This is a genomic window from Allobosea sp. P1_B10 (assembly GCF_056406735.1).
In genome coordinates this window covers 381,913-408,256 of sequence record NZ_JBFTZP010000003.1, presented here as the reverse complement: position 1 = coordinate 408,256, position 26,344 = coordinate 381,913, and the positions used below count along the sequence as shown (strand labels likewise).

The 26,344-nt window shown below is 66.8% G+C and carries 29 protein-coding genes; 6 read left to right on the top strand and 23 right to left on the bottom strand.

The window, feature by feature from the left end; translation table 11 throughout:
- Nucleotides 1–15: 15 nt before the first annotated feature.
- The 7 genes from AC1D2L_RS09310 to AC1D2L_RS09280 all read right to left on the bottom strand — a co-directional run bounded on the left by AC1D2L_RS09310 (nucleotide 16) and on the right by AC1D2L_RS09280 (nucleotide 6,745).
- Nucleotides 16–1,470, bottom strand: coding sequence for a CpaF family protein (locus tag AC1D2L_RS09310; protein WP_476845577.1), 1,455 nt, complete (start codon nucleotides 1,468–1,470; stop codon nucleotides 16–18).
- Nucleotides 1,471–1,557: 87 nt separating this feature from the next.
- Nucleotides 1,558–2,820 (bottom strand): CpaE/TadZ family protein, encoded by a 1,263-nt coding sequence (locus AC1D2L_RS09305; RefSeq protein WP_476845576.1) that lies wholly within the window; start codon nucleotides 2,818–2,820, stop codon nucleotides 1,558–1,560.
- Entirely contained in the window at nucleotides 2,820–3,551 is a 732-nt protein-coding gene (locus AC1D2L_RS09300; RefSeq protein ID WP_476845575.1) for a CpaD family pilus assembly protein, read from the bottom strand. Before AC1D2L_RS09300 ends, AC1D2L_RS09305 begins: the two co-directional genes overlap by 1 nt.
- A 35-nt stretch (nucleotides 3,552–3,586) precedes the next feature.
- Nucleotides 3,587–5,029 carry a type II and III secretion system protein family protein gene (locus AC1D2L_RS09295; RefSeq protein ID WP_476845574.1) on the bottom strand — a complete coding sequence of 481 codons (1,443 nt, stop codon included), beginning with the start codon at nucleotides 5,027–5,029 and terminating at the stop codon, nucleotides 3,587–3,589.
- Nucleotides 5,029–5,802: a Flp pilus assembly protein CpaB gene (gene cpaB, locus AC1D2L_RS09290; RefSeq protein ID WP_476845573.1), complete on the bottom strand. Its 774-nt coding sequence runs from the start codon at nucleotides 5,800–5,802 to the stop codon at nucleotides 5,029–5,031. The genes AC1D2L_RS09295 and cpaB overlap by 1 nt, the downstream gene beginning before the upstream one ends.
- 126 nt (nucleotides 5,803–5,928) lie before the next feature.
- Nucleotides 5,929–6,441 carry an A24 family peptidase gene (locus AC1D2L_RS09285; RefSeq protein ID WP_476845572.1) on the bottom strand — a complete coding sequence of 171 codons (513 nt, stop codon included), beginning with the start codon at nucleotides 6,439–6,441 and terminating at the stop codon, nucleotides 5,929–5,931.
- A 139-nt stretch (nucleotides 6,442–6,580) separates the two neighbouring features.
- Nucleotides 6,581–6,745, bottom strand: a complete 165-nt coding sequence (locus AC1D2L_RS09280) for a Flp family type IVb pilin (protein ID WP_476845571.1) — start codon at nucleotides 6,743–6,745, stop codon at nucleotides 6,581–6,583.
- 415 nt (nucleotides 6,746–7,160) lie between these two features.
- Between AC1D2L_RS09280 and AC1D2L_RS09275 the strand changes: the two genes are divergently transcribed.
- The 3 genes from AC1D2L_RS09275 (at nucleotide 7,161) to AC1D2L_RS09265 (ending at nucleotide 9,153) form a co-directional block, all read left to right on the top strand.
- Nucleotides 7,161–7,682, top strand: coding sequence for a pilus assembly protein N-terminal domain-containing protein (locus AC1D2L_RS09275; protein ID WP_476845570.1), 522 nt, complete (start codon nucleotides 7,161–7,163; stop codon nucleotides 7,680–7,682).
- 212 nt (nucleotides 7,683–7,894) lie between these two features.
- Nucleotides 7,895–8,524 carry a TadE/TadG family type IV pilus assembly protein gene (locus tag AC1D2L_RS09270; RefSeq protein WP_476845569.1) on the top strand — a complete coding sequence of 210 codons (630 nt, stop codon included), beginning with the start codon at nucleotides 7,895–7,897 and terminating at the stop codon, nucleotides 8,522–8,524.
- Nucleotides 8,525–8,535: 11 nt separating this feature from the next.
- Complete coding sequence (locus AC1D2L_RS09265; RefSeq protein WP_476845568.1) at nucleotides 8,536–9,153, top strand: TadE/TadG family type IV pilus assembly protein; 618 nt, start codon at nucleotides 8,536–8,538, stop codon at nucleotides 9,151–9,153.
- Nucleotides 9,154–9,172: 19 nt separating this feature from the next.
- On the opposite strand, the gene AC1D2L_RS09260 is transcribed toward AC1D2L_RS09265, so the two are convergent.
- The 7 genes from AC1D2L_RS09260 to AC1D2L_RS09230 form a co-directional block, all read right to left on the bottom strand.
- Nucleotides 9,173–9,703 (bottom strand): retropepsin-like aspartic protease family protein, encoded by a 531-nt coding sequence (locus AC1D2L_RS09260; RefSeq protein ID WP_476845567.1) that lies wholly within the window; start codon nucleotides 9,701–9,703, stop codon nucleotides 9,173–9,175.
- A gap of 144 nt (nucleotides 9,704–9,847) precedes the next feature.
- Nucleotides 9,848–10,756, bottom strand: coding sequence for a ribokinase (locus tag AC1D2L_RS09255; protein ID WP_476845566.1), 909 nt, complete (start codon nucleotides 10,754–10,756; stop codon nucleotides 9,848–9,850).
- Complete coding sequence (locus AC1D2L_RS09250; protein ID WP_476845565.1) at nucleotides 10,753–11,649, bottom strand: 2-dehydro-3-deoxygalactonokinase; 897 nt, start codon at nucleotides 11,647–11,649, stop codon at nucleotides 10,753–10,755. Before AC1D2L_RS09250 ends, AC1D2L_RS09255 begins: the two co-directional genes overlap by 4 nt.
- A 173-nt stretch (nucleotides 11,650–11,822) precedes the next feature.
- Nucleotides 11,823–12,410, bottom strand: coding sequence for a protocatechuate 3,4-dioxygenase subunit alpha (gene pcaG, locus AC1D2L_RS09245; RefSeq protein WP_476845564.1), 588 nt, complete (start codon nucleotides 12,408–12,410; stop codon nucleotides 11,823–11,825).
- On the bottom strand, nucleotides 12,400–13,110 hold the full coding sequence (gene pcaH, locus AC1D2L_RS09240) for a protocatechuate 3,4-dioxygenase subunit beta (protein WP_476845563.1): 711 nt from the start codon (nucleotides 13,108–13,110) through the stop codon (nucleotides 12,400–12,402). Before pcaH ends, pcaG begins: the two co-directional genes overlap by 11 nt.
- Complete coding sequence (locus AC1D2L_RS09235; RefSeq protein WP_476845562.1) at nucleotides 13,107–13,883, bottom strand: CoA-transferase subunit beta; 777 nt, start codon at nucleotides 13,881–13,883, stop codon at nucleotides 13,107–13,109. The genes pcaH and AC1D2L_RS09235 overlap by 4 nt, the downstream gene beginning before the upstream one ends.
- Before the next feature lie 4 nt (nucleotides 13,884–13,887).
- Entirely contained in the window at nucleotides 13,888–14,745 is an 858-nt protein-coding gene (locus tag AC1D2L_RS09230; RefSeq protein WP_476845561.1) for a CoA transferase subunit A, read from the bottom strand.
- An 83-nt stretch (nucleotides 14,746–14,828) separates the two neighbouring features.
- Here AC1D2L_RS09230 and AC1D2L_RS09225 point away from each other — a divergent pair, with 83 nt between their 5' ends.
- Both AC1D2L_RS09225 and AC1D2L_RS09220 read left to right on the top strand, forming a co-directional pair.
- Nucleotides 14,829–15,596 (top strand): IclR family transcriptional regulator domain-containing protein, encoded by a 768-nt coding sequence (locus tag AC1D2L_RS09225; RefSeq protein WP_476845560.1) that lies wholly within the window; start codon nucleotides 14,829–14,831, stop codon nucleotides 15,594–15,596.
- 15 nt (nucleotides 15,597–15,611) lie between these two features.
- Complete coding sequence (locus AC1D2L_RS09220) at nucleotides 15,612–16,502, top strand: aldose epimerase family protein (RefSeq protein ID WP_476845559.1); 891 nt, start codon at nucleotides 15,612–15,614, stop codon at nucleotides 16,500–16,502.
- Between the two features lie 55 nt (nucleotides 16,503–16,557).
- Here AC1D2L_RS09220 and AC1D2L_RS09215 read toward each other — a convergent pair whose 3' ends face one another.
- The 9 genes from AC1D2L_RS09215 to AC1D2L_RS09175 all read right to left on the bottom strand — a co-directional run bounded on the left by AC1D2L_RS09215 (nucleotide 16,558) and on the right by AC1D2L_RS09175 (nucleotide 24,932).
- Nucleotides 16,558–17,208, bottom strand: a complete 651-nt coding sequence (locus tag AC1D2L_RS09215; RefSeq protein WP_476845558.1) for a L,D-transpeptidase — start codon at nucleotides 17,206–17,208, stop codon at nucleotides 16,558–16,560.
- 144 nt (nucleotides 17,209–17,352) lie between these two features.
- Nucleotides 17,353–18,192, bottom strand: a complete 840-nt coding sequence (locus AC1D2L_RS09210; RefSeq protein ID WP_476845557.1) for an aldo/keto reductase — start codon at nucleotides 18,190–18,192, stop codon at nucleotides 17,353–17,355.
- Between the two features lie 169 nt (nucleotides 18,193–18,361).
- Nucleotides 18,362–19,684, bottom strand: coding sequence for a bifunctional folylpolyglutamate synthase/dihydrofolate synthase (locus tag AC1D2L_RS09205; RefSeq protein WP_476845556.1), 1,323 nt, complete (start codon nucleotides 19,682–19,684; stop codon nucleotides 18,362–18,364).
- Nucleotides 19,685–19,718: 34 nt separating this feature from the next.
- The gene (accD, locus tag AC1D2L_RS09200) at nucleotides 19,719–20,630 is read right to left on the bottom strand and encodes an acetyl-CoA carboxylase, carboxyltransferase subunit beta (RefSeq protein WP_476845555.1); all 912 of its coding nucleotides are present in this window, start codon (nucleotides 20,628–20,630) and stop codon (nucleotides 19,719–19,721) included.
- 28 nt (nucleotides 20,631–20,658) lie between these two features.
- On the bottom strand, nucleotides 20,659–21,507 hold the full coding sequence (gene trpA / locus AC1D2L_RS09195) for a tryptophan synthase subunit alpha (RefSeq protein WP_476845554.1): 849 nt from the start codon (nucleotides 21,505–21,507) through the stop codon (nucleotides 20,659–20,661).
- A 64-nt stretch (nucleotides 21,508–21,571) separates the two neighbouring features.
- Nucleotides 21,572–21,958 carry a DUF488 domain-containing protein gene (locus AC1D2L_RS09190; protein WP_476845553.1) on the bottom strand — a complete coding sequence of 129 codons (387 nt, stop codon included), beginning with the start codon at nucleotides 21,956–21,958 and terminating at the stop codon, nucleotides 21,572–21,574.
- Nucleotides 21,959–22,232: 274 nt separating this feature from the next.
- A complete protein-coding gene (locus AC1D2L_RS09185; protein WP_476845552.1) occupies nucleotides 22,233–22,967 on the bottom strand; it encodes an SIMPL domain-containing protein in 735 nt (244 codons plus the stop codon).
- 34 nt (nucleotides 22,968–23,001) lie between these two features.
- Complete coding sequence (trpB, locus tag AC1D2L_RS09180; RefSeq protein ID WP_476845551.1) at nucleotides 23,002–24,249, bottom strand: tryptophan synthase subunit beta; 1,248 nt, start codon at nucleotides 24,247–24,249, stop codon at nucleotides 23,002–23,004.
- Nucleotides 24,246–24,932, bottom strand: a complete 687-nt coding sequence (locus tag AC1D2L_RS09175) for a phosphoribosylanthranilate isomerase (RefSeq protein WP_476845550.1) — start codon at nucleotides 24,930–24,932, stop codon at nucleotides 24,246–24,248. Before AC1D2L_RS09175 ends, trpB begins: the two co-directional genes overlap by 4 nt.
- A 104-nt stretch (nucleotides 24,933–25,036) precedes the next feature.
- Between AC1D2L_RS09175 and AC1D2L_RS09170 the strand changes: the two genes are divergently transcribed.
- Entirely contained in the window at nucleotides 25,037–26,323 is a 1,287-nt protein-coding gene (locus tag AC1D2L_RS09170) for a TAXI family TRAP transporter solute-binding subunit (protein WP_476845549.1), read from the top strand.
- Nucleotides 26,324–26,344 lie beyond the last annotated feature (21 nt).

Genomic DNA, 26,344 nt, shown 5'->3' with positions numbered 1-26,344 from the left:
GCTTGGCGCGCCTCATCAGGCCGCGATGCCTTCGCCCTGCTGCTCCAGCGCATCGAGCGCGGCGGCCAGCCGTTGCTCCTCGCCGAAATAGCGGGCCCGGTCCCAGAAGCGCGGGCGCCCGATACCGGTCGTGCGATGGCGGCCGATCAGCTTGCCGGCAGCATCCTCGCCCAGAATCTCGTAGGTCATCAGGTCCTGTGTGATGATGACCTCGCCTTCCATGCCCATTACCTCGGTGATGTGGGTGATGCGGCGCGAGCCGTCGCGCAGGCGCTGGGCTTGGATGATGACGTCGATGGACGAGCAGATCATCTCCCGCAGCGTCTTCGAGGGCAGCGAGAAGCCGCCCATGGTGATCATCGATTCGATACGGCTGAGGCATTCGCGCGGGGTGTTGGCGTGCAGCGTGCCCATGGAGCCGTCATGGCCGGTATTCATGGCCTGGAGCAGGTCGAAGGCTTCGGGTCCGCGCACCTCGCCGACGATGATGCGTTCGGGACGCATGCGCAGGCAGTTCTTGACTAGGTCGCGCATGGTGATGGCGCCGGTGCCCTCGATATTGGGCGGGCGCGTTTCGAGGCGCACGACATGGGGCTGCTGCAGCTGCAGCTCGGCGGCGTCCTCGCAGGTGATCACCCGCTCGTCCTCGTCGATATAGTTCGTCAGGCAGTTGAGCAGCGTGGTCTTGCCGGAGCCGGTACCGCCGGAAATCACGATATTGCAGCGGACGCGTCCGATGATCTGCAGAATTTCGGCGCCGGGCTGCGAGATCGCGCCGAAGCGGACAAGCTGGTCGAGCGTCAGCTTGTCCTTCTTGAACTTACGGATGGTGAGGGTCGGACCGTCGATCGAAAGTGGCGGCGCGATGACGTTGACGCGCGAACCGTCGGCGAGGCGGGCGTCGCAGATCGGCGAGCTCTCGTCGACGCGGCGGCCGACCTGGCTGACGATGCGCTGGCAGATGTTCATCAGCTGGGCATTGTCGCGGAAGCGGACATTGGTCAGCGTGATCTTGCCGCCGACTTCGATGAAGGTGCGGGTCGCGCCATTGACCATGATGTCGGCGATATCGTCGCGCGCCAGCAACGGCTCGAGCGGCCCGTAGCCGAGCACGTCGTTGCAGATATCGTCGAGCAGTTCCTCCTGCTCGGCGATCGAGAGCACCACGTTCTTGAGCGCGATGATCTCGTTGATGATGTCGCGGATTTCCTCGCGCGCGGATTCACCGTCGAGCTTCGCGAGCTGGGAGAGGTCGATCGCCTCGATCAGCGCCCCGAAGATCATGCTCTTCATCTGGTAGTATTCGTCGGACCGCGTCGGCTCGACGGCTGCCGGTGCCGACACCTGCGTGCGGCGCGGATCCACCGTGGAAGCGGACGGCGCCTTCGGGGCCGGTGCGGCCATGGGCGCTGAGGACCTGACGTTCAGGGCCGGAGGCGTCGCGGCTCCTGCGGATCGCTTTCCAAACATATCAACCCTCTTTCGCGCCGAGAGACGCAGCCGCGCGCTGCACATCACCCGGATAAGCGCTGGTGCGAGCGTGGCTGTCGCGCATCGTCAGGCCCTGCGACGCAGCTTGGAGACCAGCGGCTCGAACAGGCTGCGCTTGCCGCGCTTGGCCTCGCCACGCCCTGTCAGCATGCTGGCGATGGCGACGAACGCCTCGCTGACCTTGCCGGACGGCTGGACCTCCGCAATCATCTGGCCGTTGTTGGCGGCCGTGCCGAAGAGTTGCGCATCGAAGGGAATCGAAGCCAGCACCTCGACATTGAGCGCCTTGGAGAACTCGGGTGCGCCTATCTCCGGCCGCTTGGGCATCCCGACCTGGTTCAGGACCAGCCGGGCCCCGGAATCATTTGGCCGGCTCGCACGGGCGAGGTCGATGATGTTCTTGGCGTTGCGCAGCGAGGCCAGCTCCGGCCCGGCCACCACGACGATCTCGTCGGAGGAGATCAGGGCGCGCTTGACCCAGCCGCTCCAGACATGGGGCACGTCGAGCACGACGCAGGGCACGCTGGCGCGCAGCAGGTCGAGCAACTGGTCGAAGGCGTCGTCGGGCAGATCGAGCGTCCGGTCGAGCATGGCCGGCGCGGCGAGCAATGCGAGATTGTCGCTGCAGCGCGAGAGCAGGCGGTCCAGCATGTTGGCGTCGAGGCGCTCGGGCGCGAAGACCGCCTCGGCGACGCCCTGCGGCGGATCCTGGTTGAAGTCGAGGCCGGCGGTGCCGAAGGCGATATCCAGGTCGACGATCACCGTCGAGGCGTCGAGATTGCGCGCGATCGCCCAGGCGACGTTATGCGAGACCGTCGAGGCACCGACGCCGCCCTTGGCGCCCATCACCGCGATGACCCGGCCGAGATTGGCCGCTCCGGGCGACGCGTAGAGCTCAGAGAGCGTGCGCAGCACGTCGAGGGTGCCCAGCGGGGCGATGAGGTATTCGCTGACGCCGCGCCGGATCAGGTCCCGGTAGAGCTGGACGTCGTTGACGTGGCCGATCACCACCACCTTGGTGCCGGCGTCGCAGCTCTCCGACAGGGTCTCGAGATGGCCGACCAGCACGGAGGGATCCGACACCGTCTCGAGCACGATGATGTTGGGCGTCGGCGCCGAGCGGAAAGCCTCGACCGCCGCCGCAGCGCCGCCCATCTGGATGCGGGCATGGGCCTTGTCCATGCGGCGATCGGCAATGACGGCCTGCATGGTCGCGGCGACGCCGGGCGTCTCGCAGAAGGCCTGCATGGTGATGCGCGGCAGCGGCGAGATGACGATCTCGCTGGCGGGACCGTCGAGATGCGGCTGGAAATCCTGATCGATGTCCATCAGCGGCCACCCACGGTGGAATTGATCTGCGGCGTTTCCTGGCGGTACTGCGTCGAGGGATCCTGGCCCTGGCGCAGTTTCGTGATCGCGCCCATGCGCTTGGTGAAGTCGGGTCGGCCCTCGCTGCGCGAGCGCACGAGATCGATGGGATCGGCGACCTGGGCTGCGAGTGTCGCCTGGCTGGCGCAGCCGAAGTTCCACTGCGAGGTATTCGAGGCGCTCTTGCCGATGTCCGAGACGCCTGCGTCGTCGATCCACTGCCCACAGGAATGCGGCAGGCTGGCCTGGAGCGAGGCGAAGGTCAGGCGGATCGGCGAGGCGAGACTGGGATCGTTGACCGGATAGGTCCGTACCGACGGCGAGACGCCCGAGCGAGCGAGAACGGCACGAATGGCGTTGAGCGTGTCATGGGCGGCGAGATCGCGCCGCGTGCCGGTGGGAACCTCGGCAACGAGACCGCCCCGGCCCGAGCTGGCGTAATCGCGCGCGAAATTCGCGACATCCTCTGCCTGGCGTGGATCGAGCCGGCCCCCTGCGCGCCCGATGAAGACATCGAGCGAACGGGGCGCATCGCGCAGCACGATCGGATGGCGCTCGCGAATGTCGGTGGGCGCGAGCGAGCCCGTCGTCTCGCCGCGCTTGGCGCAGGCCCCCAGCAGCAGCGTGGCTGCGAGCACGGCCGCGAGGCCGCCGGCTCTGCCCAGGGTCGTCTTGTCCGATCGAGCCGTCATGGTCTCTGCGATCCCTCTCTCGTGCAACCGCATCATCAATCCGCGATAAAGCCGACGCGGCCCTTGTATGCCTGCGGAATCGGACCGCCGCTGGTCCCGTAGATCTTGTTCAGGCGCCCGAGCAGGACAGCCTGCGCGTCGTGGGCCTCGACGAAGCCGTCATCGGGACGCTGGACCTGGTTGGGCTCCATCGGCTTCACGATGTAGGGGGTCGCGGTGATCATCAGCTCGGTCTCCTCGCGCTGATAGTCGCGCGAGCGGAACAGCATGCCGATGACAGGCACGTTCATCAGCCCCGGGAAGCCGTTGATCGACTGCTTGGAGACGCGCTGGATCAGGCCGGCCGTGGCGAGCGTGCCGCCCGAGGGCAGCTCGACGGTGGTGTCGGATTTGCGGACGCGGAAGGCGGGTGCATTGAGGCCCTCCTGCTCCTGGCCGCTGAGACGGATCTGGTTCTCGAAATCGAGCTCGGTGACCTCGCTCGCAATGCGCATGCTGATCTTGTTGTCGGAGAGCACGATCGGCGTGAAGTTCACCGCGACGCCGATCGGCTTGTATTCGATCTGGAACGTGCACGTCCGCCGATTGAGGATGTCGTAGGTGCAGCTCTGCCCCTTCGGGACCGGGACCTCGCCACCAGCCGTGAACTTGGCGCTCTCGCCGGAAATCGCCGTCACTGTCGGCTCGGCCAACACGCGAGAGAGACCGGCACGCTCGAGGGCGCGCAGGGTGAAGTTGTTGGAATTGCCGATGCCGGCCCGGATCGCCGTCGCCGACAGCGCCTGCGGCTGCAGCGGCATCGGATTGTCGAGCGTGGGCGTGATCGAGAAGTTGCCGAGCTTCCACTCGCCGGTCGAGTTGATACCGAGCTGCTTGATCGCCTTGCGCGAGACTTCCGAGATCACGACCTTGACCATGACCTGGTCGCGCCCGCGGATCGTGAGCGAATTGATCACCGAGCCCTTGGCCGAGGAGAAGAAGCCGCCGCTGGTTCCGACGAAGGCGTTGGCGATGTCGACGGCCTGGGTCGCCTCGCCCGCATTGGCGACGCTGCCGATCAGCAGGACCGAGGTACCCGCCGGCTTGACGTCGATCTGGGCGCTGGGCAGCGCGACGCGCAGCGTCTGGCGCAGCACGTTGAGGTCTCTCCCGACGATGACCTCGAGCGCCGCGATCTGGCGGCCCTCGGCATCGGTTGCGAACATCGTGGTGGAGCCATCGGCGATACCGATGATGAAGAGCTTGCGCGCCGAGCGGACGACGGCGTTGGCGATCCTAGGATTGGCGACGAAGACCTCCTTGGCGTCACGCGGCAATTCCAGCACGACCGAGCGCCCTATCGCCAGGTCCAGCCGGCGCGAGGCCGAATGCTCGCTGGTGCTGACGTTCAGCGCCGAGGGATCAGAATTCTGGGCCCGGACAGGGCCGGTCAGAGCGAGCGCCAGCGCGGCCGACAGAAGGATGCGTTCCACGGTCATTATTTCACGCTCTTCATGGTGATGCCGTATTTGACGAGGGTCAGGGCGCTTTCCGGAGCCGTGGCGGCCGAGACCGCCTCGTTGGCGTCCTTGAGGCTGCGCAGGGCGAGTGAGAGCGATCCCGCCCGCTGGGCCTGGATCAGCGTCTCGACCTGGCCGGGATCGACTTCCAGCGTCGCGGTCTCGCCGATGACGACCTTCTCGCCATTGCGCTCCTGGATGTTCTGGCCGATCGCCAGGACGCGCAGATTGCGCAGGATGGTCTCGCTGAGAAAGAGTTCGCCCTTGCCGTTGACCGGCTCGCCCTTGAGCGTGGCGACGACATCGACGCGGTCGTTGGGGAGGATGAAGCCGCCGGCCGTGTTGGCGCCGCGGCCGTCCGTGGTGATCGCGACGGCGCGCATGCCCGAGGGGAGCACAGCCGAGAGGAAGCCCGTGCCATCGGTCTTGATCAGCTTCTCGCGCCGGATCGGCTCGGAGCCGAGCAGCGCATAGCGTGCGACCTGCCCGGCGAGCTCGGTTTCAGCCTCGGGAGCCTCGTCCTTGCGAACCACGCCGGCTGGCACGCTGGCCAGAGGCCAGTCGATCCAGCGCATGTCGGTAGCGGCCAGGGTGTTGCCGACGGGAATATCGGCCGCGGCCACAAGCACCGGCACCGTCGGCGCATGGACCTCGGCGACAGGCGCAGGGGCCTTGGGACGCTGCATCAGCAGCGCCGCGCCTACACCGGCTGCAAGCGCGACCAGGAGGATGATGATACGGGCTGGACTCATTGCGACTGACCCTCAGCCAAACCGGGATGGCTTTCGACTGGGATCGTGCGACTGGAATCGTCAACTTATGGTTAACCGGAGGTATCTTTTTTGATCTTCCGGTGCGGTAGCGGCTGAACTCAGCGTTCAGGCACCGATTGCGAAGCGCCAAATCGCTGTCTCGGGAAGAATAAACAAGGCCGAGAAGGCAAGCGCGATACCGTAGGGCACGCCCTCGGTCGGCGAATGCAGCCGGATTGCCCAGGACCAGCGCGAGGCGACGCCAGGCAGCGGCCAGGCGCGAAGCTTGAGCAGGGCCAGCGTCAGCAAGCCGCCTGCAAAGCCGGCCAGTCCGAGATAGGCCACCAGGGGCTCGAAACCAAACCAGAGTGCCGTGGCCGCGGCGAGCTTGGCGTCGCCACCGCCGATCCAGCCGGCTGCGAAGAAGCTGAAACACACCACGAGAACGAGTGCGCCGGCCGCGACATGCCAGCCGATCGTGCTCCAGGGCAGGCCGAGCCAGGCAGCATAGAAGGCGAACGCGGCGACGAGAACCAGGCAGACCCGGTTGGAGATCGTCATCGAGAAGAGGTCACTGCAGGCGGCATAGGCCATGGCAGCCGGGAAGACGACGAGCACAGTCAGCAATGCCGGTGTCATGTTCATCTTCCTCTTGGGCATCTCGACAGTTCCCGCATCGTCCCGGGAACAACATCTTAAAACGATCGAGGGCGCTCCCGATGCGATCCGGAGCGCCCCTGATAGTGATGACCTGGCCAGGCCTAAGCCGGCCTTAAGATCACTTAAGCGCGTCCGAGACTTTGCCGAACTGGGTGTTCAGGTTGGAGCCGATGGTCGTGAAGGCGCCGATGCAGACGACCGAGATGAGGGCGGCGATCAGGCCGTACTCGATGGCGGTTGCGCCGGACTCATCCTTGACGAAGCGAGCGAAAAGATTGGTCATGTTGGAACTCCTTTTGCACCACGGTTTGACTGCTGCCGTTGCTCTAGGCGGCTTCGGTCAGCGACAAATGGACATTACCCCGCACCCCTTGCCGATCAGTTAAACCGAATGAAGAATTCGATTGATTTTACGGACATCGAAACGATGGTTAACGCTGTATTTATCCAGTCGAATAATGCATATACCTAGATATTATCTTGGGATATCGAAATATCTATGAGAAATACCATCCTTTAGAAAGCGTTTATTCTATTAAATTACGATTGGAATCGCGATCTACCGTAGGCAGTTGTACGCACATCCCTGCTCAAAATGCCTTAGGAATGTCGCAAAAAGCCCTTCGGCGCAGCCAATTAGGGATTGATTCATCATTTTGCGCTTTGCTGTGGGCGTTGGAAATCTTGAGGCCGCAGCCATGTTCACTTCCGAGCGCCCGATCCGGCACCGCAAGGCCTCTTCGATTGCGACGGCTCCAGCCGTCGTGGCCCTGCTGTGCGGCCTGATTGCGCTGCCGCTCGCGGCCATGGCAGCCCCGCCCACGAACCCCGCCGACACCGTCATCGTCATGGTCGACCACGCCAAGGTGGTCAGGCTGCCCGAGAAGGCGAAGACCGTGATCGTCGGCAATCCGGGTATCGCCGACGTCGCGGTCCAGAAGAACGGGGTGATGATCGTCACCGGCAAGAGCTTTGGCGTCACGAACCTGATCGCACTCGACGCAGGCGGCGGCCTTCTGGCGGAATCGCTCGTGCGCGTGAGCGCGGCTTCCGATTCCGTGCTGACCGTGCAGCGCGGGCTCGACCGCGAAAGCTATTCCTGCACACCCACCTGCCAGCCCTCGGTCCAGCTCGGCGACGCCACGCGTTACTTCAACGACGCCAACGAGCAGGTGAACGTCCACAACCAGATGGCCTCCGGCAGCGGCGGCCGCCCCTGAGGCCGAGGCGACGCAACGCCAGGCAAGGTGAACGACCTGCTAACGGTACGTTCGGTGGCACGCATGTGCCTATAAGAGATCGGAAATTCTTTTCCCGTAAGAATTGAACGGTCGAGGCCGACTGGTCTCGTGGCTGCGTCATGGTCACCGCGGCGATTGCGCCGTCGGCAATCCGACGCAGCCTGTGGCACGCCAGGCGGACGAATGACAGCATGACAGGCGAACCCAGCGCAAAGCCGGTCGAGACAGCGCCGACCGAGATGGTGGGCCGATCCCAGGCCAAGCCGACGTTGTTCCGCCGCTTTCGACGGTCGCAAAGCGGCGCAACTGCCGTCGAGTTCGGTTTCGTGGCGATGCCGTTCTTCATGCTGATCGCGGCCATTGTCGAAACCTCCATGATGCTCTGGACGAGCCAGGTCCTCGAGGAATCCGTGTCCGTCACTGCACGCAGCCTCCTGACCGGCAAGTCGCAGACCGAGTATACCGGCGCGAACAATGCGGCAGGCAAGGCCGCCAATACCGAGGCGTTCCGGCAGAAGGTCTGCCAGAACGCATCGGTGCTGGTGGATTGCGCTAAACTCAAGATCGACGTGCGCAGCTATGGCAGCTTCGCCGCGGCCAAGACCGGCACGGACGGCGCCAGCCCGATCAAGGGCGGCGGTCTGGACACCAACGGTTTCGGATTCAATGCCCCGGCGGCGGAACAGATCGTGGTCGTCCGGGCGGTGCTCGAATACTCGCTGTTCTTCACGCAGTGGAGTTCGGCCCTGGCCAATATTGGCGCCGGCAAACGCGCGATCGTTGCGTCCACGACGTTCCGCACAGAGCCCTTCGGAACATGAGGTTGCACCGCATGACCCGATTCTTCTCCATGCGCCGCAACCGTGCGGCTCTGCGCCGCCTGCTGCGCGGGCTGGGTGCAAACCGCCGCGGCATCGCTGCCGTCGAGTTCGCCTTCGTCCTGCCGATCATGCTGCTGATCTATTTCGGCACCGTCGAACTCGGACAGGGCGTGATGGTCGAGCGCAAGCTCACCGCGCTGGCGCGCACGGTCGGAGACCTGACGGCGCAGACGCGAAGCGTCTCGCTCTCGGACGCCGAGTTGAACGCCATCTTCGATGCCGCCGACACGGTGATGATACCCTATACGAGCGTGAAGGCCGGGATGGTCGTGTCCAGCGTCGTCGTCGACGACAAGGGTGCCGCAACGGTATGCTGGAGCGCCCATCGCAACAGCGCGGCCCTGAAGACAGGCGCCATTACGCTCCCTGCCAGCGTCAGGGTTCCCAACACCTCGGTGATCATGGCGACCGCGACCTATGATTTCGAGCCCGTCATCGGCTACGTCGTGACCGGGGTCCTCAAGATCAGTGGCGGCCCGTTCTATATGCGCGCGCGCACCGGCAAGGCCGGCGGCAAGCTCAGCATCGAACAGATCGAGCGCGCGGGCGTGGCGATGTGCCCGAAATAGGGCACCACGCCGGACGGAATTAACCGCGCAGCACCATCCGGCCGGTCTGGACCTCGTAGCCGCGCAGCTTGCCCAGGAAGGACGAGCCCAGCAGGCTCATCGAGAGCGCACCTGCAGGCAGCACCACGGCCTCGACATTGCGCACGAGAATGTCGCCGAGCCTGATCTCGCGCAACATCACGCGGGCGCCGCGCACGACGCCATTGGCGGTGCTGAGCCCCATCTTGTAGTCGCTCGGGCGCAGATTGAGCCCCAGGGCGACCGCATCCTGCGCGGTCAGGGCGACCATGGTGGCGCCGGTGTCGACCATCATCCTGATGCGGTAATTGTCGATCGTGGGATGGACCATGTAGTGGCCGCGATAATCCGCAGCGACGGTCAGCGTCGGGCGCTCCGGCGGTTTGGCGGCCGGCGCGTGCGACACCGCGGCGACACGGCCCGACGGCTCGTCCTGCCCGGTCGCGCGCGCGAGTTTCTCGCTATAGGACAATCCGAAATAGATGGCTGCGGCGGCCACGCCGAGCGCCCATATGATCGGCCGTTGCGCCATAGACCACCCGTCCCCGCTGCACCTTGGGCGCCGACGATGGCCCAGACTCCCTGCGGAAGCATGAAAAACGCTATCTCGATTGCGCGCATTGGCGGATGACGCGGCAAGCGCGAAGCAAACAGGCTTAACCGCCGGTTGCGCCGGTCACAGAAAGGACGTGCCTATCAGCGCCTCGATCGCCTCGCGGCGTGGCACGCTGGGCTGCGCCCCGACTTGCGTGCAGGCCAGAGACCCCGCCGCCAGCCCGCGCTGCAAGGCGCCCGACAGGCCATAGCCGGCCGAGAGTGCAGCCGCAAAAGCGCCGGCAAAGCTGTCGCCTGCCGCAACCGTGTCGACCACCTTGACCTTGGGCGCCTCGAGCCTGCGGCGGACCCCGCCATACCAGGCGACGCACCCCTCCGCGCCCAGGGTGACGATGCAGGCGAGACCGAGCTCGGCATCGCTGCGGTGGGCGATCGCGTCAGGCTCACGCTCGGGCCAGCCCCGCGACTCCGCGAAGGCCACAGCCTCATGCTCGTTGACAAGGAGAAAGTCGAGACAGCCCAGCAGCTCGGGATCGGGCGCTCCGGCCGGGGCGAGGTTGAGGATGACGCGTCCGCCGGCCGCCTTCATCAACCTGGCTGCGGAGAGGCATTCCGACTCGGGCACCTCGCGCTGCAGCAGCAGGATGTCGCGCCGGCCGAGGGCGAGCGTGCCGATCGCGCCCGCGCGGGCGAAGGCGTTTGCACCCGACGCGACCACGATCTGGTTGGAGCCCTCAGCGTCTACCGCGATGAAGGCGGCCCCGGTCGGCGCATCGACACGCTCCACATGCTCGAGATCGACGCCGTCGGCCGCCAGCAGTTCAAGCGCGATTGCGGCAAAGCCGTCGCGGCCGACCGCGCCGATGAGCGTCACGTCTGACCCAGCGCGACGGGCGGCAAGGGCCTGGTTGGCTCCCTTTCCGCCGGGGTGGAGCGCGTAGGCCGGGCCGATCACCGTCTCGCCGGCTCCCGGCAGGCGCTCGACCTGTGTCACGAGGTCGATATTGAGCGAGCCAAAGACGACGATCATGCAGCCAGGCCGCCGGCAAGACGGCTGACGCCTGCGATGAAGGCGGCTTCGGGGCTGGTGAGCCGCACATCCAGCCCGGCCGCCGCCAGCGCCGCGCCGTAGCTCTTGGCCATCACGCCGTCCGCGACGAGATGCACCGTCCCGAAATCGCCAAACAGCGCCCGGGCTCCGGCGATCTCGCTGCCGACCAGCAAGGCCGAGAGATAGGGACCAACCGCGGCGCCTCGCATGCGCCCGGCCAGAATTTCGGTGCGCGCGGCGAAGGCCGCATTGAGCAGGCCACCCGGCCGCGTCACGGCCGCAAGGCCTCGCGCCGTGCCATCGACCTCGCCCTCGGCATCGGCGGGCTCGGCGAGGCGCGACAGGATCGAGGTCTCGCGCAGCAGCCCGTAGACCTCGCCGGTCATGAAGCTGGCGAAACCGCTGATCCTGCCGCCCTCGACCTTGGCCCATTTCGAATGGGTTCCGGGCAGGCAGGCCAGGCCATCGCTCAGGCCCAGGCCGACGATCAGCGTCTCCTCGCCGCGCATCACGTCGAAGGCGCCGAGATCGCAGCTCAGCCCGGGCAGGATGGTGGCGTCGGTGCCGTCCGACAAGGTCGCGCGCATTCCGGCTTCGGCGATGGCCTCGGGCGAGGCCGGGCATGGCACATAGGCCGCCTCGATCCAGCCATTGCGGCTGCCGACCATGCCGGCGAGCACGACCCGCGCATCGGGATGTGCACGACGGAAGTCGCCGGCAAGCGCCTCGAAGGCGGCAGGATAGCCGCCGGCCGGCACCGACTGGATGCCCTGGTCGGCCACGCGACGCTCCAGCACCTCCCCAGTCTCGGAGATCAGGAAGGCGCGGGCGCGGGTAGTGCCCCAGTCGAGTGCGATCAGGGGTGTCGGCATGGGCTGCGGGCTCCGGTCGGACGGCTCGTCTTGAGATCAGCGAGGTTTCGCTGCCGGAGTGGCATATGGTCAAGCCCCGACCGTCATTGCGAGCGCAGCGAAGCAATCCAGAACGGCTCGCTCTACGATTCCTGGATTGCTTCGCTGCGCTCGCAATGACGGGACGGGCGCTGTTACGCCTCGAAAAACACCGTCTCGCCTTCGCCCTGAAGCCGGATGTCGAACCGGAACGCGCCGTTGCCGCTGCGCTGGGCTATGAGGGTGCCACGGCGGTCCGGCGGCACCAGCGCCAGTACGGGATCGGCGGCGTTGGCGGCCTCGTCGGAGAAGTAGATGCGTGTCGCCAGTCGGACCAGCAGGCCGCGCGCAAACACCGACACTGTGAGATGCGGCGCCTGCTCAACTCCATCCGGCCCCGGCAAGGGGCCGGGACGCACGGTGTCGATGACGAAGCCGCCCTCGGCGCCCGTCTCGATGCGGCCGAAACCGCTGAAGCCGGCATTGCCCTGCGCGTGGAAGCGGCCTTTCGGATCGGCCTGCCAGATCTCGATCATGGCGTCGGAGACAGCCAGGCCATCGCCGTCATAGACCGCTCCCTCGATGCGGATGCGTTCGCCGGGCACGCCCTCGGGCGCCATCTGGCCGGTCGCCAGTTCCGGGCCGCCATAGGCGCGCGGCGTCAGCGCGTAGGCGAAGAACGGCCCGATGGTCTGCGAGGGGGTGATGCCAAGCGTGGGCTCGGACTTCGCGTCAGTGGTCATGCGGCTCTTCCAGCGGCGTTGCATCGCGGCCGCGCAGGACAATGTCGAACTGGTAGCCGAGCGCCCATTCGGGCTCGGTGGTGTCGATGTCGAAGCGGGAGACGAGGCGTTCGCGGGCGCGCTCATCGGTCACCGACTGGAAGATCGGGTCGTATTTGAACAGTGGGTCGCCCGGAAAATACATCTGTGTGATCACGCGTGACAGGAAGCTCGGCCCAAACAGCGAGAAATGGATGTGCGCCGGACGCCAGGCATTATGATGGTTGCGCCAGGGATAGGCGCCGGGCTTGATCGTGACGAAGCGATAGCGCCCGTCGGCATCCGTCAGCGCCCTGCCCGCGCCGGTAAAATTCGGGTCGAGCGGCGCCGGGTGCTGGTCGCGGACATGGACGTAGCGACCGCCCGCATTGGCCTGCCAGATCTCGACCAGCGTGTGCGGCACCGGCCGGCCATCCTCGTCGAGCACGCGGCCGGTGACGATGATGCGCTCGCCGAGCGGCTCGCCCTCGTGCTGGCGGGTCAGGTCGGCATCGCCCGCAGCGATGCTGCCATGGCCGAAGACGGGACCGGTCGTTTCCGACAGTGTGTGCGGCAGCAGGATCAACGGCTGCGAGGGTGCGCGCTTCAGCGTCGAGCCATAGGCCGACGAGGCGTTGGCCGGATGCGCACCCAGGCTGTCCCGCGGATAAATCAGGCTCATGCCGCCACCCCATGGGCCTGTCTGGTGCGGGTATGGAGATCGCGCAGGACGCCCAGCTCCTGCGGTGTCGCGGGCGGCGTCTGCGTGACCTCGGCGGCGAAGCGCAAGGTCCAGCCGCAGCCGGCCTGAACCTGCTCGCGTGTCGCGCCGGGATGCAGCGAGACCACGGTCAGCTCCGCTGTCTCCGGATCGGGCTCGAGCACGCAGAGATCGGTGATCACCTTGGTCGGGCCCCTGGTCGTGAGGCCGAGCGCCGCGCGATCGCCCTTGCCCGCGCCATGCCCGAAGGAGGTGATGAAGGGCAGTTTTTCGACGAAGGCGCGCGAGCCCATCGCCATGGTGATGAAGATCTGGCCGCAATGGATCGCGATCTCGGGCGCGCCGCCGCCGCCCGGCAGGCGCACCTTCGGGGCCTCGTAGGGGCCCACGACCGTGGTGTTGAGATTGGCGAAGCGGTCGATCTGGGCGCCGCCCAGGAAGCCCAGCGTGATATGCCCGCCCTGCAGCCAGTAGCGGAACATTTCCGGCACCGAGACCGTGGTCAGGGCGGTGTCGCAGAGTTCGCCATCTCCGATCGAGAGCGGCAGCACGGTCGGCCGGGTCGAGAGCGTGCCGGATTCGTAGATCAGCGTGATTTTCGGCGCATGTGTCAGCCGGGCGAGATTGCACGCAGCCGAGGGCGCGCCGATGCCGACGAAGCAGACGTCGTCGTTGGTCAGGAGCCGCGCGGCGGCGATGGTCATCATTTCTGTGGGAGTCGCGGTCATCGCCATCACCTCACGCCAGCTGCCGCGCCGGGTAAGCATGCCTGGCAAATGCATCGGGGCCCTGTTCCAGCACATTGGTCTTGATCCAGGCCAGGAACGTGTCGCGGTCGCGGGCGATCTTATCCCAGGCGATGTAGAAGTCGTTGGCGCGCTTGTAGTAGCCATGGGCGTAGGACGGATAGGCGCCGCCCGGCACATGGGCGATCGCGGTAACGGTCCAGGCCGGCAGGATCACGGCATTGGCGTTGCGCGGGCCGAAATCCTCGACGATCTCCTCGACAGTGACGAGCGAGCGCTTTGCCGCCAGCACCGCTTCCTTCTGCACGCCGACAATGCCCTCGAGCAGGACATTGCCCTCGCGATCGGCCTTGAGCGCATGGATGATCGCGGCATCGGGCCGGATCGCAGGAACGGTCGCCAGCACCTCCCCGGTGTAGGGGCAGGTCACCGATTTTATCCTGGGATTGACCTTGGGCAGGTCGACACCCTTGTAGCCGCGAAACACTGCGAAGGGCAGGTTCGCTGCGCCCGCCTCATAGGCATTGGCCATGGCAGCGTGGCTGTGCTCCTCGATCTCCAGCCGGTGCGGCCAGCCGTTCTCGACCGCATCGCGAAACCGGTGCAGCGAACCGACGCCGGGATTGCCGCCCCAGGAGAAGACCAGCTTTTCAGCGCAGCCCATGCCGATCAACTGGTCATAGACCAGGTCCGGCGTCATCCGGATCAGCGTCAGGCGCCTGCGGGCCTGGCGGATGACCTCGTGGCCGGCGGCATGGGGGATCAAATGCGTAAAACCCTCCATGGCGACCGAACAGCCATCGCTCAGAACGGCTTCGACCCCCTCGCTGAGGGACATGAATTCCGCCACCTTGACGCCTCCTCGATTTGTGCGTTAATCGCACATATAGTCATTTATCGAACTTTACGGCGCAGAGGCGGCCCCGGTCAAGCATGACGGCAGAACCCTCCGACCGCGACCATATGGCCGCCCTCGAAAAAGGGCTGGCCGTGATCGAGTGCTTTGATGCGGCCCATGACAGGCTGACGATCGCGGAGGTCGCGCGCGCCACCGACCTCTCGCGCGCCGCGGCCCGGCGCTGCCTGCTGACCCTGACGCGCACGGGCCATGCGACATTCGACGGAAAATTCTTCCGGCTGACACCACGGGTATTGCGGCTTGGCTATGCCTGGCTCGCCTCGACCGCCCTGCCGCAACTGGTCCAGCCCTTCCTGGAGCGGCTGTCGGAGGAAACCCATGAATCCTCCTCGGCAAGCCTGCTCGACGGCCACGAGATCGTCTATTTCGCGCGCTCGGCCCAGCGCCGGATCATGTCGGTGGGGCTGTCGGTGGGCTCGCGGCTGCCAGCCTTCTGCTCATCGATGGGGCGCGTACTGCTGGCGGCGCGGCCAGAAGAGGAAGCCCGCGCCCTGATCGCGGCGGGCCGCCCGCAACAGCTGACGCCGCGTACGATCACCGACCCCGAGCACCTGATGGCGCTGCTTGCAGGCGTCCGCGAGGCCGGGCACTGCGTCGTCGACCAGGAGCTGGAGCTCGGCCTGGTCTCGCTGGCCATGCCGCTGCTGAATGCGCGTGGCGAGGTCGTCGCAGCCTTCAACATCTCCGGGCAGGTGCAACGCAGTTCTGCCGGCGATATGACCGAGCGCTTCCTGCCGCGGATGCGGACCATGCAGGCCATGCTCCGGCCGCTGATTTCATGAGACGGGAGAGACGCGATGCTTGACCTTTCGGCTGGACCGCTCAGCGCCCGCATTGTCCCGGACGCCGGCGGCATCGTCGCGGCGCTGGACTGGCGCGGGCCCGATGGGCGGCTCCACAAGCTGCTGCATTCTCCCGCTGGCGCCGTGCCCTCGACCGAGACGCCCAACATGTTCGGGAGCTGGGCGATGCTGCCCTTCGCCAACCGCGCCTTCGACGGGCTGGTCGACGATGGCGAGATCAGCTTCCGCGTGCCCGACAACAACCGGTATGGCGGCGGCAATATCCATGGCTTCGGCTGGCAGGCGGCCTGGGATGTCGTCGAGTCCGACCACGGCCATACCGTGCTCGAACACCGGCGCAGCGCCGGGCCAGACCCCTATCGCTACCGCGCGCGGCAGGAATTCCGCTTGGACGAAGCCGGTATGACTATCGCGATCGCGATCCTGAACGAGGCGGACACGGCACTACCTTTCGGCATCGGGCATCATCCCTGGTTTGCCTGCGCGCCCGATACGCGGCTCGGTATGACCGCGACCGGTACGCTGATCTTCGGCGACGCCTTCCGCGCCACGGGCTCGAAGGAGATCGAGGATGGCGGCCCCTATGCCGGCGCCCCGGTGTTTTCGACGGGGCTCGAGACGGCCTGGAGCTTCCTGGGCTGGGATGGAACGGCGCGGATCGAGACGCCATCGACCGGGCTCGCGATCACGCTCACAGCCAGCGAGAGCCTGCGCTGTCCGGTGGTCTGGGCTCCGCCGGGCGCCGATTTTCTGTGCGTCGAGCCGCAGAGCCATGCGATCGGTTCACCCAGCGAGCCCGCCGCGCGGGCCGTGGCGCCGCTCATGCGGCTTCAACCCGGCGAGACCCTGGCAGGCTGGCTGCGGATCGCGCCCGAGGCGATCTGAAGACTGCCCCGCGAGTGCGGACTCTGCTGCGCGCTGATCCCGGACCCAGCCGCGCTCAGCGCCAGCGCGGGCCGGTCTGCTTGTAGCGCTGGAGGTCGTAGGGCTGGTAGCCCAGGGCTCCGTCGGGGAGCGACGGGCGAAGCAGGATCTGCTCGCGGGCGGCATCCCAGTTCGGAGCTTTCCGGCTCTGGGCGACGGCGTTGCGCTTGCCTGAATTCGCCTTGGCGATCTTGGTCTTTGACGAAGCGGATACCTTTGCGAATTGCGACAGCCCGTCATTGGCCGAGCCGTTCAGCGCGATGCGGGTCTGGCCTGCGCCATGCTTCCTGACCAGCGCGAAGAACTTTGCGGCATTGGCGGTGTGGAGGCGGATGCAGCCATGCGAGGCCGGACGGCCGAGCGCGCCGACCGCATTGGTGCCATGGATCGCGTAGCCGCCGCGGAAGAACACGGCGTAGGGCATCGCACCGCCATATTTGCGCGAGTACCAGTTCTTCTCCAGCCGCGTCGGCCGGAAGACTCCATTGGGCGAGCGAAAGCCCTTGCGGCCCGATGAGATGACCCAGTTATAGGCCTCGCCGTCGGTGGTGGTGACCTGCATGCGCTGGGCTGCGATGTCGACCCGGACGGACATGGCCGCCTGGGCCGAGGCCATGCCGAACAGCGACAGAAGACACACGGTCAGGATGCCGATTACGCGACGCATCACACAACTCCGGACACACAACACACTGTTGAAGCATTCGGCGTTGTCAGCGCGAGCGCCGCCGCCATGAGGTGAAGTCAACACCTGAGGCCCTGCGGTGTAAAGTTCAAAGCGGAAATGTGGTTTCCGCAGATCCGTGGCGCGTCACAGCATCGGCAGGGAACGCGGTCGCTTCCCGCGTGGACAGGATGCGTCGATGCGGGCGATTTCGGCCTCCGAAAGCCGCAGGCCGAGCGCGCCGGCATTGTCCTCGACATTGCGCTGCTTGGCCGCCTTGGGGATCGCGACCACCGACGGCCGCCGTGTCAGGAAGGCGAGCGCGACCTGCCGGGCGGTTGCGTCATGACCAGCCGCGACCTCGGCGAGCACCCTGCCCCCGGCGCTGTCCGGTTCGGGAAAGTCGTCATGGCCGAACGGGCTGTAGGCCGTCACCGTGACGCCATTGGCCTCGCACCACGGGATCACCGCATGCTCGATGGCGCGCTCCTGCAGATGGTAGAGCACCTGATTGCACGCGATCGCACCGGCGCCGGCGACAGCGAGCGCCTCGTCGAGATCGTCGACATCGAAATTACTGACGCCCCAGGACAGGATCTTGCCGTCCTTCTTCAGGGTCTCGAAGGCCGCGAAGGTCTCTGCCAGCGGATAGGAGCCACGCCAGTGCAGCAGATAGCAGTCGAGCCGGTCGGTCCGCAGGCGCTTCAGCGAGGCCTCGCAGGCGGCAATCGCGCCGGCGCGCGAGGCGTTGTGCGGCAGCACCTTCGAGACCAGGACAACCTTGTCGCGGCGGCTGGCGATCGCTTCACCGATGAGGCTCTCGGAGCGACCGTCGCCATACATCTCGGCGGTGTCGATATGGCTCAGGCCGAGATCAAGGCCACGCTGCAGGGCAGCAATCGCCTGGTTGCGCTGCGCCTGCTCGATATACCAGCTCCCCTGCCCTATGCGCGGGACCGAGCCCAGTCCAAACCCGCCTCCGACCATGGCCGTCCTCCGTCGCAATCAGTTGTGGTCTAGGGCACTATTTGATCGGATTGAAGCGTCATTGCGAGCGTCAGCGAAGCAATCCAGGGGCGGCAGTGCCCGGCGAACTCCTGGATTGCTTCGTCGCCTTGCTCCCCGCAGGGTTGTGCTTCAATCCGTCGGAAGCCGCCTAGACCGGCAGCGTGCCATTTGCCGAGAGAACCTCGCCCGCCAGATAGAGCGAGCCGCAGATCAGGATGCGCGGCGGTGTGGGCCAGTCGCGCCCCGCGATCTCGCGCAGCGCCTCTTCGACAGAGCCGATAGCTGTCGCGGCCAGCCCCGCCTCCCGGGCGAGGCTCGCGACCTCGTCTGCCGGGCGCGAAGCCTGCGAATTCTGGATCGGCACCGCCAGTAGCTCCTGCGCAAGGCCCTTGAAATGGCTCAGCGTGGCGCGCGCGTCCTTGGTGGCAAGCAGGCCTGCGATCATCACCAGCGGCGCCGGGTTGCGGTCCGCGAGATCGGCCATCGCCTGCGCCAGCACGCGCCCGCCATCGGGGTTGTGGCCGCCATCGAGCCAGAGCTCGGCGCCGGGTGGGATCAGCTCGACCAGCTTGCCGCGAGCCAGGCGCTGCAGGCGCGCCGGCCAGTCGGCGTCGCGCATGCCCTGTTCGAAGGCGGCCGCCGGCAATCCGCCGTAGCCGGCAGCCCTCAAGGCCGCAATCGCCGTGCCGGCGTTGATATGCTGGTAGCGCCCGGCAAGGCGCGGCAGGGGCAGGTCGAGCAGCCCGTCGCCATCCTCATAGACCAGCCGGCCGCCGGCCTCGTGTACGTCGAAATCCTGCGCGCCGATCAGGATTTTGGAGGCCCCGACGCGCTCGGCCGTAGCCTCGAGCACAGCACTCGGCTCCGGTTCCTGCGGCGCGATCACGGCGGGCGCGCCGCGCTTGAAGATGCCGGCCTTCTCGGCGGCGATCTTGGTCACGGTGTCGCCGAGATATTCCGCATGGTCGAGCGAGACCGGGGTCACCACCGTGCAGGCGGGATGGTCGATGACATTTGTGGTGTCGAGCCGGCCGCCGAGCCCGGTTTCCAGCAGCACGACGTCGGCGGGATGCTCGCTGAACAGCAGGAAGGCCGCAGCCGTGGTGATTTCGTAGAAGGTGATCGCCTCGCCCGCATTGGCGACCTCGCAGCGCTCAAGCGCAGCGACAAGCACGCCCTCGTCGACGAAGCGGCCGCCACCGGGCGCGCCCAGCCGGATGCGCTCGTGGAAACGCACCAGATGCGGCGAGGTGTAGACGTGGACGCTGAGACCCGCCGCCTCGAGGATCGCGCGCATGAAGGCGATCGTCGATCCCTTGCCGTTGGTGCCGGCGACATGGATCACGGGCGGCAGGCGCTTGTGGGGGTCACCGAGCCGCTCGAGCAGTCGCACGCTGCGCCCCAGCGAGAGGTCAATCAGCTTGGGATGCAGCGCCAGGAAACGCGCCAGTAGCGTATCCGACGAGCTCATGATGTAACCGGAGAGGCTCGCCGCCCGGCCACGATCAGACGGCTTCGGCCACGGGGGCCGGCGTCTTGGCTGCACCATCCTTGACGGCCGCACCCTGCGCCGGCTGCTTCATCAGCAGTCGGGAGATCCGGGCGAGCGTCTCAGGGATTTCGCGCCGGTGGATGACCATGTCGACCATGCCATGGTCGCGCAGGTATTCCGAGCGCTGGAAACCGTCGGGCAGCTTCTCGCGGATGGTCTGCTCGATCACGCGCGGGCCGGCGAAGCCGATCAACGCGCCGGGCTCGGCGATATGGACGTCGCCCAGCATGGCATAGGACGCCGTGACGCCGCCCGTGGTCGGGTTGGTCAGGACGACGAGGTAGGGCAGCTTCGCGGCGCGCAGCATCCGCACGGCGACCGTGGTGCGCGGCAGCTGCATCAGCGAGAGGATGCCTTCCTGCATGCGCGCGCCGCCCGAGGCCGCGAACACGACGTAAGGCGTCTTCTTCTCGAGCGCGGTCTCGGCGCCCCTGATGAAGGCTTCGCCGGCGGCCATGCCGAGCGAACCGCCCATGAAGTGGAAGTCCTGCACCGCGATCGTCATCGGCAGGCCATGGACGCGGCCCAGCCCGACCTTGAAGGCGTCGACCGCACCGGTCTTGGCGCGGGCATCCTTCAGGCGATCGACATATTTCTTCTCGTCGCGGAATTTCAGCGGGTCGATGGCGACCTCGGGCAAGGCGACGTCGAGCCATTTGCCTTCGTCGAAGGTCAGGCGCAGCCGGTCGGGCGCCGTGACGCGCATGTGATGTTCGGAGCCGGGGATGACGAAGCCATTGGCCTCGACGTCCTTGTGGAAGACCATCTGCCCGGAATCGGGGCACTTGATCCAGAGGTTTTCCGGGCTCTCACGCTTGAACAGCGTCTTGATCCGCGGCCGGACGACTTCGGAAATCCAGTTCATAATTTAATCCCTGACTGGTCTGGCGCGCTCACGCGGCCGCTTTCGCGGCCTGGCGCACGCCCGCAGCAAGCTCGGCAACGAGCGAGGTGACAGCCGAAACCGTCTTTTCCGTGGCCTTGCCGTCGGCATCGAGCGAGAGCCGGACGCGATCGACCAGCGAGGAGCCTACGACGACACCGTCTGCGCCCTTGGCAATGGCAGCCGCATCGGCCGCGGTCTTGACGCCGAAGCCGACCGCCACAGGCAGATCGGTGTGGCGCTTAATGCGGGCGACGGCCTCGCCGACAGCATCGTAATTGGCGATGGTGCCGCCGGTGACGCCGGTCATCGAGACGTAATAGACGAAGCCCGAGGTGTTCTGCAGCACCTTCGGCAGGCGCTTGTCGTCCGTCGTCGGGGTGGCGAGGCGGATGAAGTTCACGCCCGCGGCCATCGCCGGCAGGCAGAGCTCGGCATCTTCCTCGGGCGGCAGGTCGACGACGATCAGGCCGTCGACGCCGGCAGTCTTGGCGTCCGCAAGGAAGCGATCGACGCCGTAGACATAGATCGGGTTGTAGTAGCCCATCAGCACGATCGGCGTGTCGTGGCCGGCCGCGCGGAAGGCCGCGACCATCGCCAGCGTCTTCTTCAGCGTCTGGCCGCCTTTCAGCGCGCGCTGACCGGCGAGCTGGACGGGTATGCCGTCCGCCATCGGGTCGGTGAAGGGCACGCCGAGCTCGATGATATCCGCGCCGGCTGCGGGAAGAGCCGCGAGGATCGCGCTGGCAGTGTCGAAATCCGGATCGCCTGCGGTGACGAACGTCACCAGCGCCGCGCGGCCTTCGGCGGCGCAGGCGGCAAAACGGGTCTGGATGCGGGTTTGGCCGATCGTTGTCATGGGGCTGCGGTTAGCATGGCCGGGGCCGGCTTGGCGAGAGGGTATGCCACCGGACCGTGGTTTCTCAGGCGATATCGGCGCCGCGTTCGCTCAGCAGCGCGCGCAGCACCAAACGGTGGCAACGCTCCTCCCGCTCGCAATAGCAGCCGACCGAGAAGTGCCCGCCATGGGACAGCGCCGCCAGGAGATCGAGGCTTCGGCTCGGCGCAGGCTGCGCCATTTCGGCCCGGAAAGCCCGGACGAAGCCTGTCCATTCGACCTCGCTCTCGGAATTCAGGGCCGACTTCACCAGTTCGGGACTGGGCGAAAGCTCGGGAAACCAGACATCGTACCAGTTGTCGGCGGCATAGCGCTCCTTGCGCACGCCGCGGGGAGGCCGGCGCACGGTGCCGATACGGGTACCTTCGTCAGGCAGGCGGGGCGTACCGAGGCGGACGATGCGCAGTGTCATGAGAGGACCCGATAGCATGGGGCCGCGATGTCCGGGAGTACGCCGCCGGCATCAACGATCGGACGAGGCCTGAATCCGCCGATCCGATCCGGATCGCGCTCGGCCCGGAGAGGACGGTGATCGCAACGCAGGCGCTCGTCGCCTCTGCCAGTTGCTCTCCGAGGACATGCAACACGGCTTCGTCCATCGCGGCGTCACCCTGATCAACCCGTTCGCCGATCCAGCGCACCCGCTCCTGGCGGATGCGCTGCGCTATCGGCGCTGAGCCGGCTATTTATTTCTCGATACGCCAGACCGTGCGCAGCGAACTGGTCACGGTCAATTCGCCCGGCTCGACCGACATCGGCGCGGCACCGGCCGCCATGCGGAAGGCGCGCACATCGCCGTTGCCGCGTCCCGACGTCTCGGCTTCCGCCTCGACGATCGAGACGAGCTCGCCGACTTTCACGCCAAGGGCGCCGGCATGGAGCGCGGCGCGGGCCTTGGCTGCCTCGGCCGCCTTCTGGCGCGCGGCGTCCTTGGCCTTGTTTTCGTCGGCGAGGCCGAAGCTGATGCCCGACATCTCGTTGGCGCCGGCCTTGACCAGCGCGTCGATCAGCGGCCCGGCCTTGGCGAGGTCGCGCACGGTGACGGTCAGGCCGGTGCGGGCCTCGTAGCCGTCGATCGTGGCGGCGCGCGGTGGCCGGGGCCCCGGAGCTACCGGGGGCTGTGTCATGCGCGGCGCCAGCGCGACCTGGGAGGTCATGACGTCGCCGGCAGCGACACCGGCCGCCTTCACGGCCTCGATCAGCTTGGCCAGCGCGGGCGTGTTCAGCCCAAGCGCCTCGGCCGCGGTCTTGCCCTCGCTGACGACACCGGCCTGAATGACCGCGATATCCGGCTTGACCCGGACCTCACCCTCCGTCCGGATCACGATGCCCTCCGCGGGCGCGAGCGGGCCGGCGCTCTGCGCCAAGGCGGGCATCTGGCTGGACAGGGCCAGAACGGCCGCGAGCAGGGTCTTCTTCATCGTCTCGTCCTCATGCGTGGCAACGCGGGAAGAGCTACCTCCCCGCCAGGATCTCGGCGACCTGCGGAATGTCCTTGTCGCCGCGGCCCGATAGATTGACGACCATCAAATGGTCCTGCGGCTTTTGCGGGGCGAGATCGGCAACGCGCGCCAGCGCATGCGCCGATTCCAGCGCCGGGATGATGCCTTCGAGCTTGGAGATCAGCTGGAACGCCTCGAGCGCCTCCTCGTCGGTCGCCGAGATGTACTGTGCCCGGCCGACATCGTGCAGCCAGGAGTGCTCGGGGCCGATGCCGGGATAGTCCAGGCCTGCCGAGATCGAATGCGCGTCCTTGATCTGGCCGTCCTCGTCCATCAGCAGATAGGTGCGGTTGCCATGCAGCACGCCGGGCGCGCCGCCGGTCAGCGAGGCCGCGTGCAGGCCAGACGGAATGCCGTGGCCGGCGGCTTCGACGCCGTAGATCTCGACACTGGGATCGTCGAGGAAGGGGTGGAACAGGCCCATCGCATTCGAGCCGCCGCCGATGCAGGCGACCAGCGAATCCGGCAGGCGCCCCTCGAGCTCCAGCATCTGCTCCCTGGTCTCGACGCCGATGATCGACTGGAAATCGCGCACCATCGCCGGATAGGGGTGGGGCCCGGCGACCGTGCCGATGCAGTAGAAGGTCGAGCCGACATTGGTGACCCAGTCGCGCAGGGCCTCGTTCATCGCGTCCTTGAGCGTCTTGGTACCGGATTCGACGGGAACGACGGTCGCGCCCAGCATCTGCATGCGAAACACGTTGGGAGCCTGCCGGGCGACATCGACGGCGCCCATGTAGACGATGCATTCGAGCCCGTAGCGCGCGCAGAGGGTCGCGGTCGCGACGCCATGCTGGCCGGCGCCGGTCTCGGCGATGATGCGCTTCTTGCCCATGCGCCGCGCCAGCAGGATCTGGCCGAGCACATTGTTGACCTTGTGCGAGCCGGTGTGATTCAGCTCCTCGCGCTTCAGGTAGATCTTGGCGCCGCCCGACTGGCCGGCGGCCGCCGCTTTTGCACGAAAATGCTCGGTCAGGCGCTCGGCGAAATAGAGCGGCGAGGGGCGGCCGACATAGTGCTTGAGCCCATACGCCGTCTCGGCGTGATAGGCCGGATCGGCCTTGGCCTCGTTATAGGCCTGCTCAAGCTCGAGGATCAGCGGCATCAGCGTCTCGGCGACGAAGCGGCCGCCGAACATCCCGAAGCGGCCGTTCTCGTCGGGACCGTTGCGGTAGGTATTCGGGGTCTGGGGCGCGTTCATGTCCGGCCTGCCTTCTTCAAATCCTGAGCCGCGAGACGTGCGGCCGCGATGAAATCCCTGATCGCGCCGGCGTCCTTGACGCCACGTGCGCTTTCGACCCCGGAGGAGACGTCGACACCGGTCGGACGGGCGATGCGGACCGCTTCGCCGACATTCGCCGGATCGAGCCCGCCCCCTAGCATGAAGGGCAAGCTCGGGTCGAGGTTCGCCAGCAGCGACCAGTCGAAGGGCTTGCCATGGCCGCCGGGATAGGCGGCGTCCCGGGGCGGCTTTGCGTCGAGCAGGATGCGGTCGGCTACGCCACGATAGCTCTCGATGGCCGCGAGATCGTCAGCTCCGGCGATGCCGAGCGCCTTGATCGCGCGCAGGCCGGTCGCGGCCTTGATGGCGCTGACCTGCCCCGGCGTCTCGCGACCATGCAATTGCAGCCAGTCTGGCTTCAGCGCGGCGACGAGATCGGCCGCCTGCGCCTCGCTCCAGTCGACGATCAGAGCGACGATCTCGGCCCTGCCCCGCGCCATGGCGGCGAGTTCCACGGCACGCTCGAGCGTGACGTAGCGCGGACTGCGGGGATGGAAGACCAGTCCGATCATATCGGCACCGGCATCCAGAGCGACAGTCATCATCTGCTGCGTCGAGAGCCCGCAGATCTTTACCAGGAACTGAGTTTCAACATCATTCATCGGGCCGCCATAGCATGATCGGGCGCACCGCCGCACTTGCGACATGATGGCCGGCAAAGCCATTCTTCGGGCAGCGACACGAGAGCAGCAAGGATCGGTTCGACATGGGGCGACGCGGATTCATGGCTCTTGCGGGCCTGTTGGCGATATCGGGCATCGCCGCGTCGATCTTCTACCTCCTCAACCAGCCCAGGACGCTGCGCCTCGCCGTCGGGCCGCTCGGCTCCGAAGATGCCCGCATGGCAGCCGGCTTCGTCCAGGGGCTCAGCCGCGAGAAATCCTCCGTCCGGATCCGGCTCGTGCTGACCGAGGGTTCGGAAGAAAGCGCCAAGCGGATCGACACCGGCAAGGCCGACCTCGCCATCGTGCGCGCCGACATCGCCCTGCCCGCCCAGGCCGACACCGCCCTGATCACGAGGCGGACCTTCCCCTTCTTCATCACCACGAAGGAAACCGCCATCGGACGCATCGCCGATATCCGGGGACGCAGGCTCGGCGTGGTCCGCAATCCCGCCGGCAACCTGGCGCTGCTGAAGCACGTACTCGCTCAGTACGAGGTCAAGCCCGAAGACGTCGAGATCGTCGAGCTCACCCAGGACGAGGTCGTACCCGCCGCGAAGGAAAAGCGGATCGACGTCTTCTTCTCGATCAGCGCCGTGGGGGCGCGCACCAACAATGAGGGCCTGAGCCGGCTGCGCTCGGCCTGGGGCGAGGACCCCGTGCTGATCCCGATCCGCGAGGCGGATGCGATTTCCGCGCGCTACCGCTCGATCGAGACCGGCGAGATCGTGCGCGGCGCGCTCGGCGGCGATCCCCCGCGTCCTTCCGAGAGCCTGCCGACGATTTCGATCACCTCGCGCCTGATGGCGGCGCAGAGCCTGGACGACAACCTCGTCGGCGAGCTCGTCAAGCAGTTGCTGGGCCTGCGCCTGACGCTCGCGGCCGAGTTGCCCGCGATCCAGGGGCTGGAGACGCCGGCCACCGACAAGGATGCACCGCTGCCGGTCCATACCGGCGCGGCCGCCTTCATCGATGGCGAGCAGGAGACCTTTTTCGAACGCTATGGCGACTGGTTCTATCTGGGCGTGATGGCGCTCTCGATGCTGGGGACGGGGGGCGCTGCCATCCTCAGTCGCGACAGCGCAGCCAGGCGGCGGCGGGCGATGTCGGGCCTCGACGAACTGCTCGCTCTGCTGCCGGATATCCGGGCCTGCGAGGACGAACTCGAATTGCCACGCTTCGAGCAGCAGGCCGACGCGATCCTCACCCGCGTCCTCAGCGATTTCGCCAAGGGCGACCTCGACGGGTCCGGTCTTGCCGCCTATCGGCTGGTGATGGACCAGGTCGGGCGCGCGGTCGCCGAGCGGCAACGGGGAATGGCCGAGGCGTGAGGGATTGCACCCCCCTCTGAC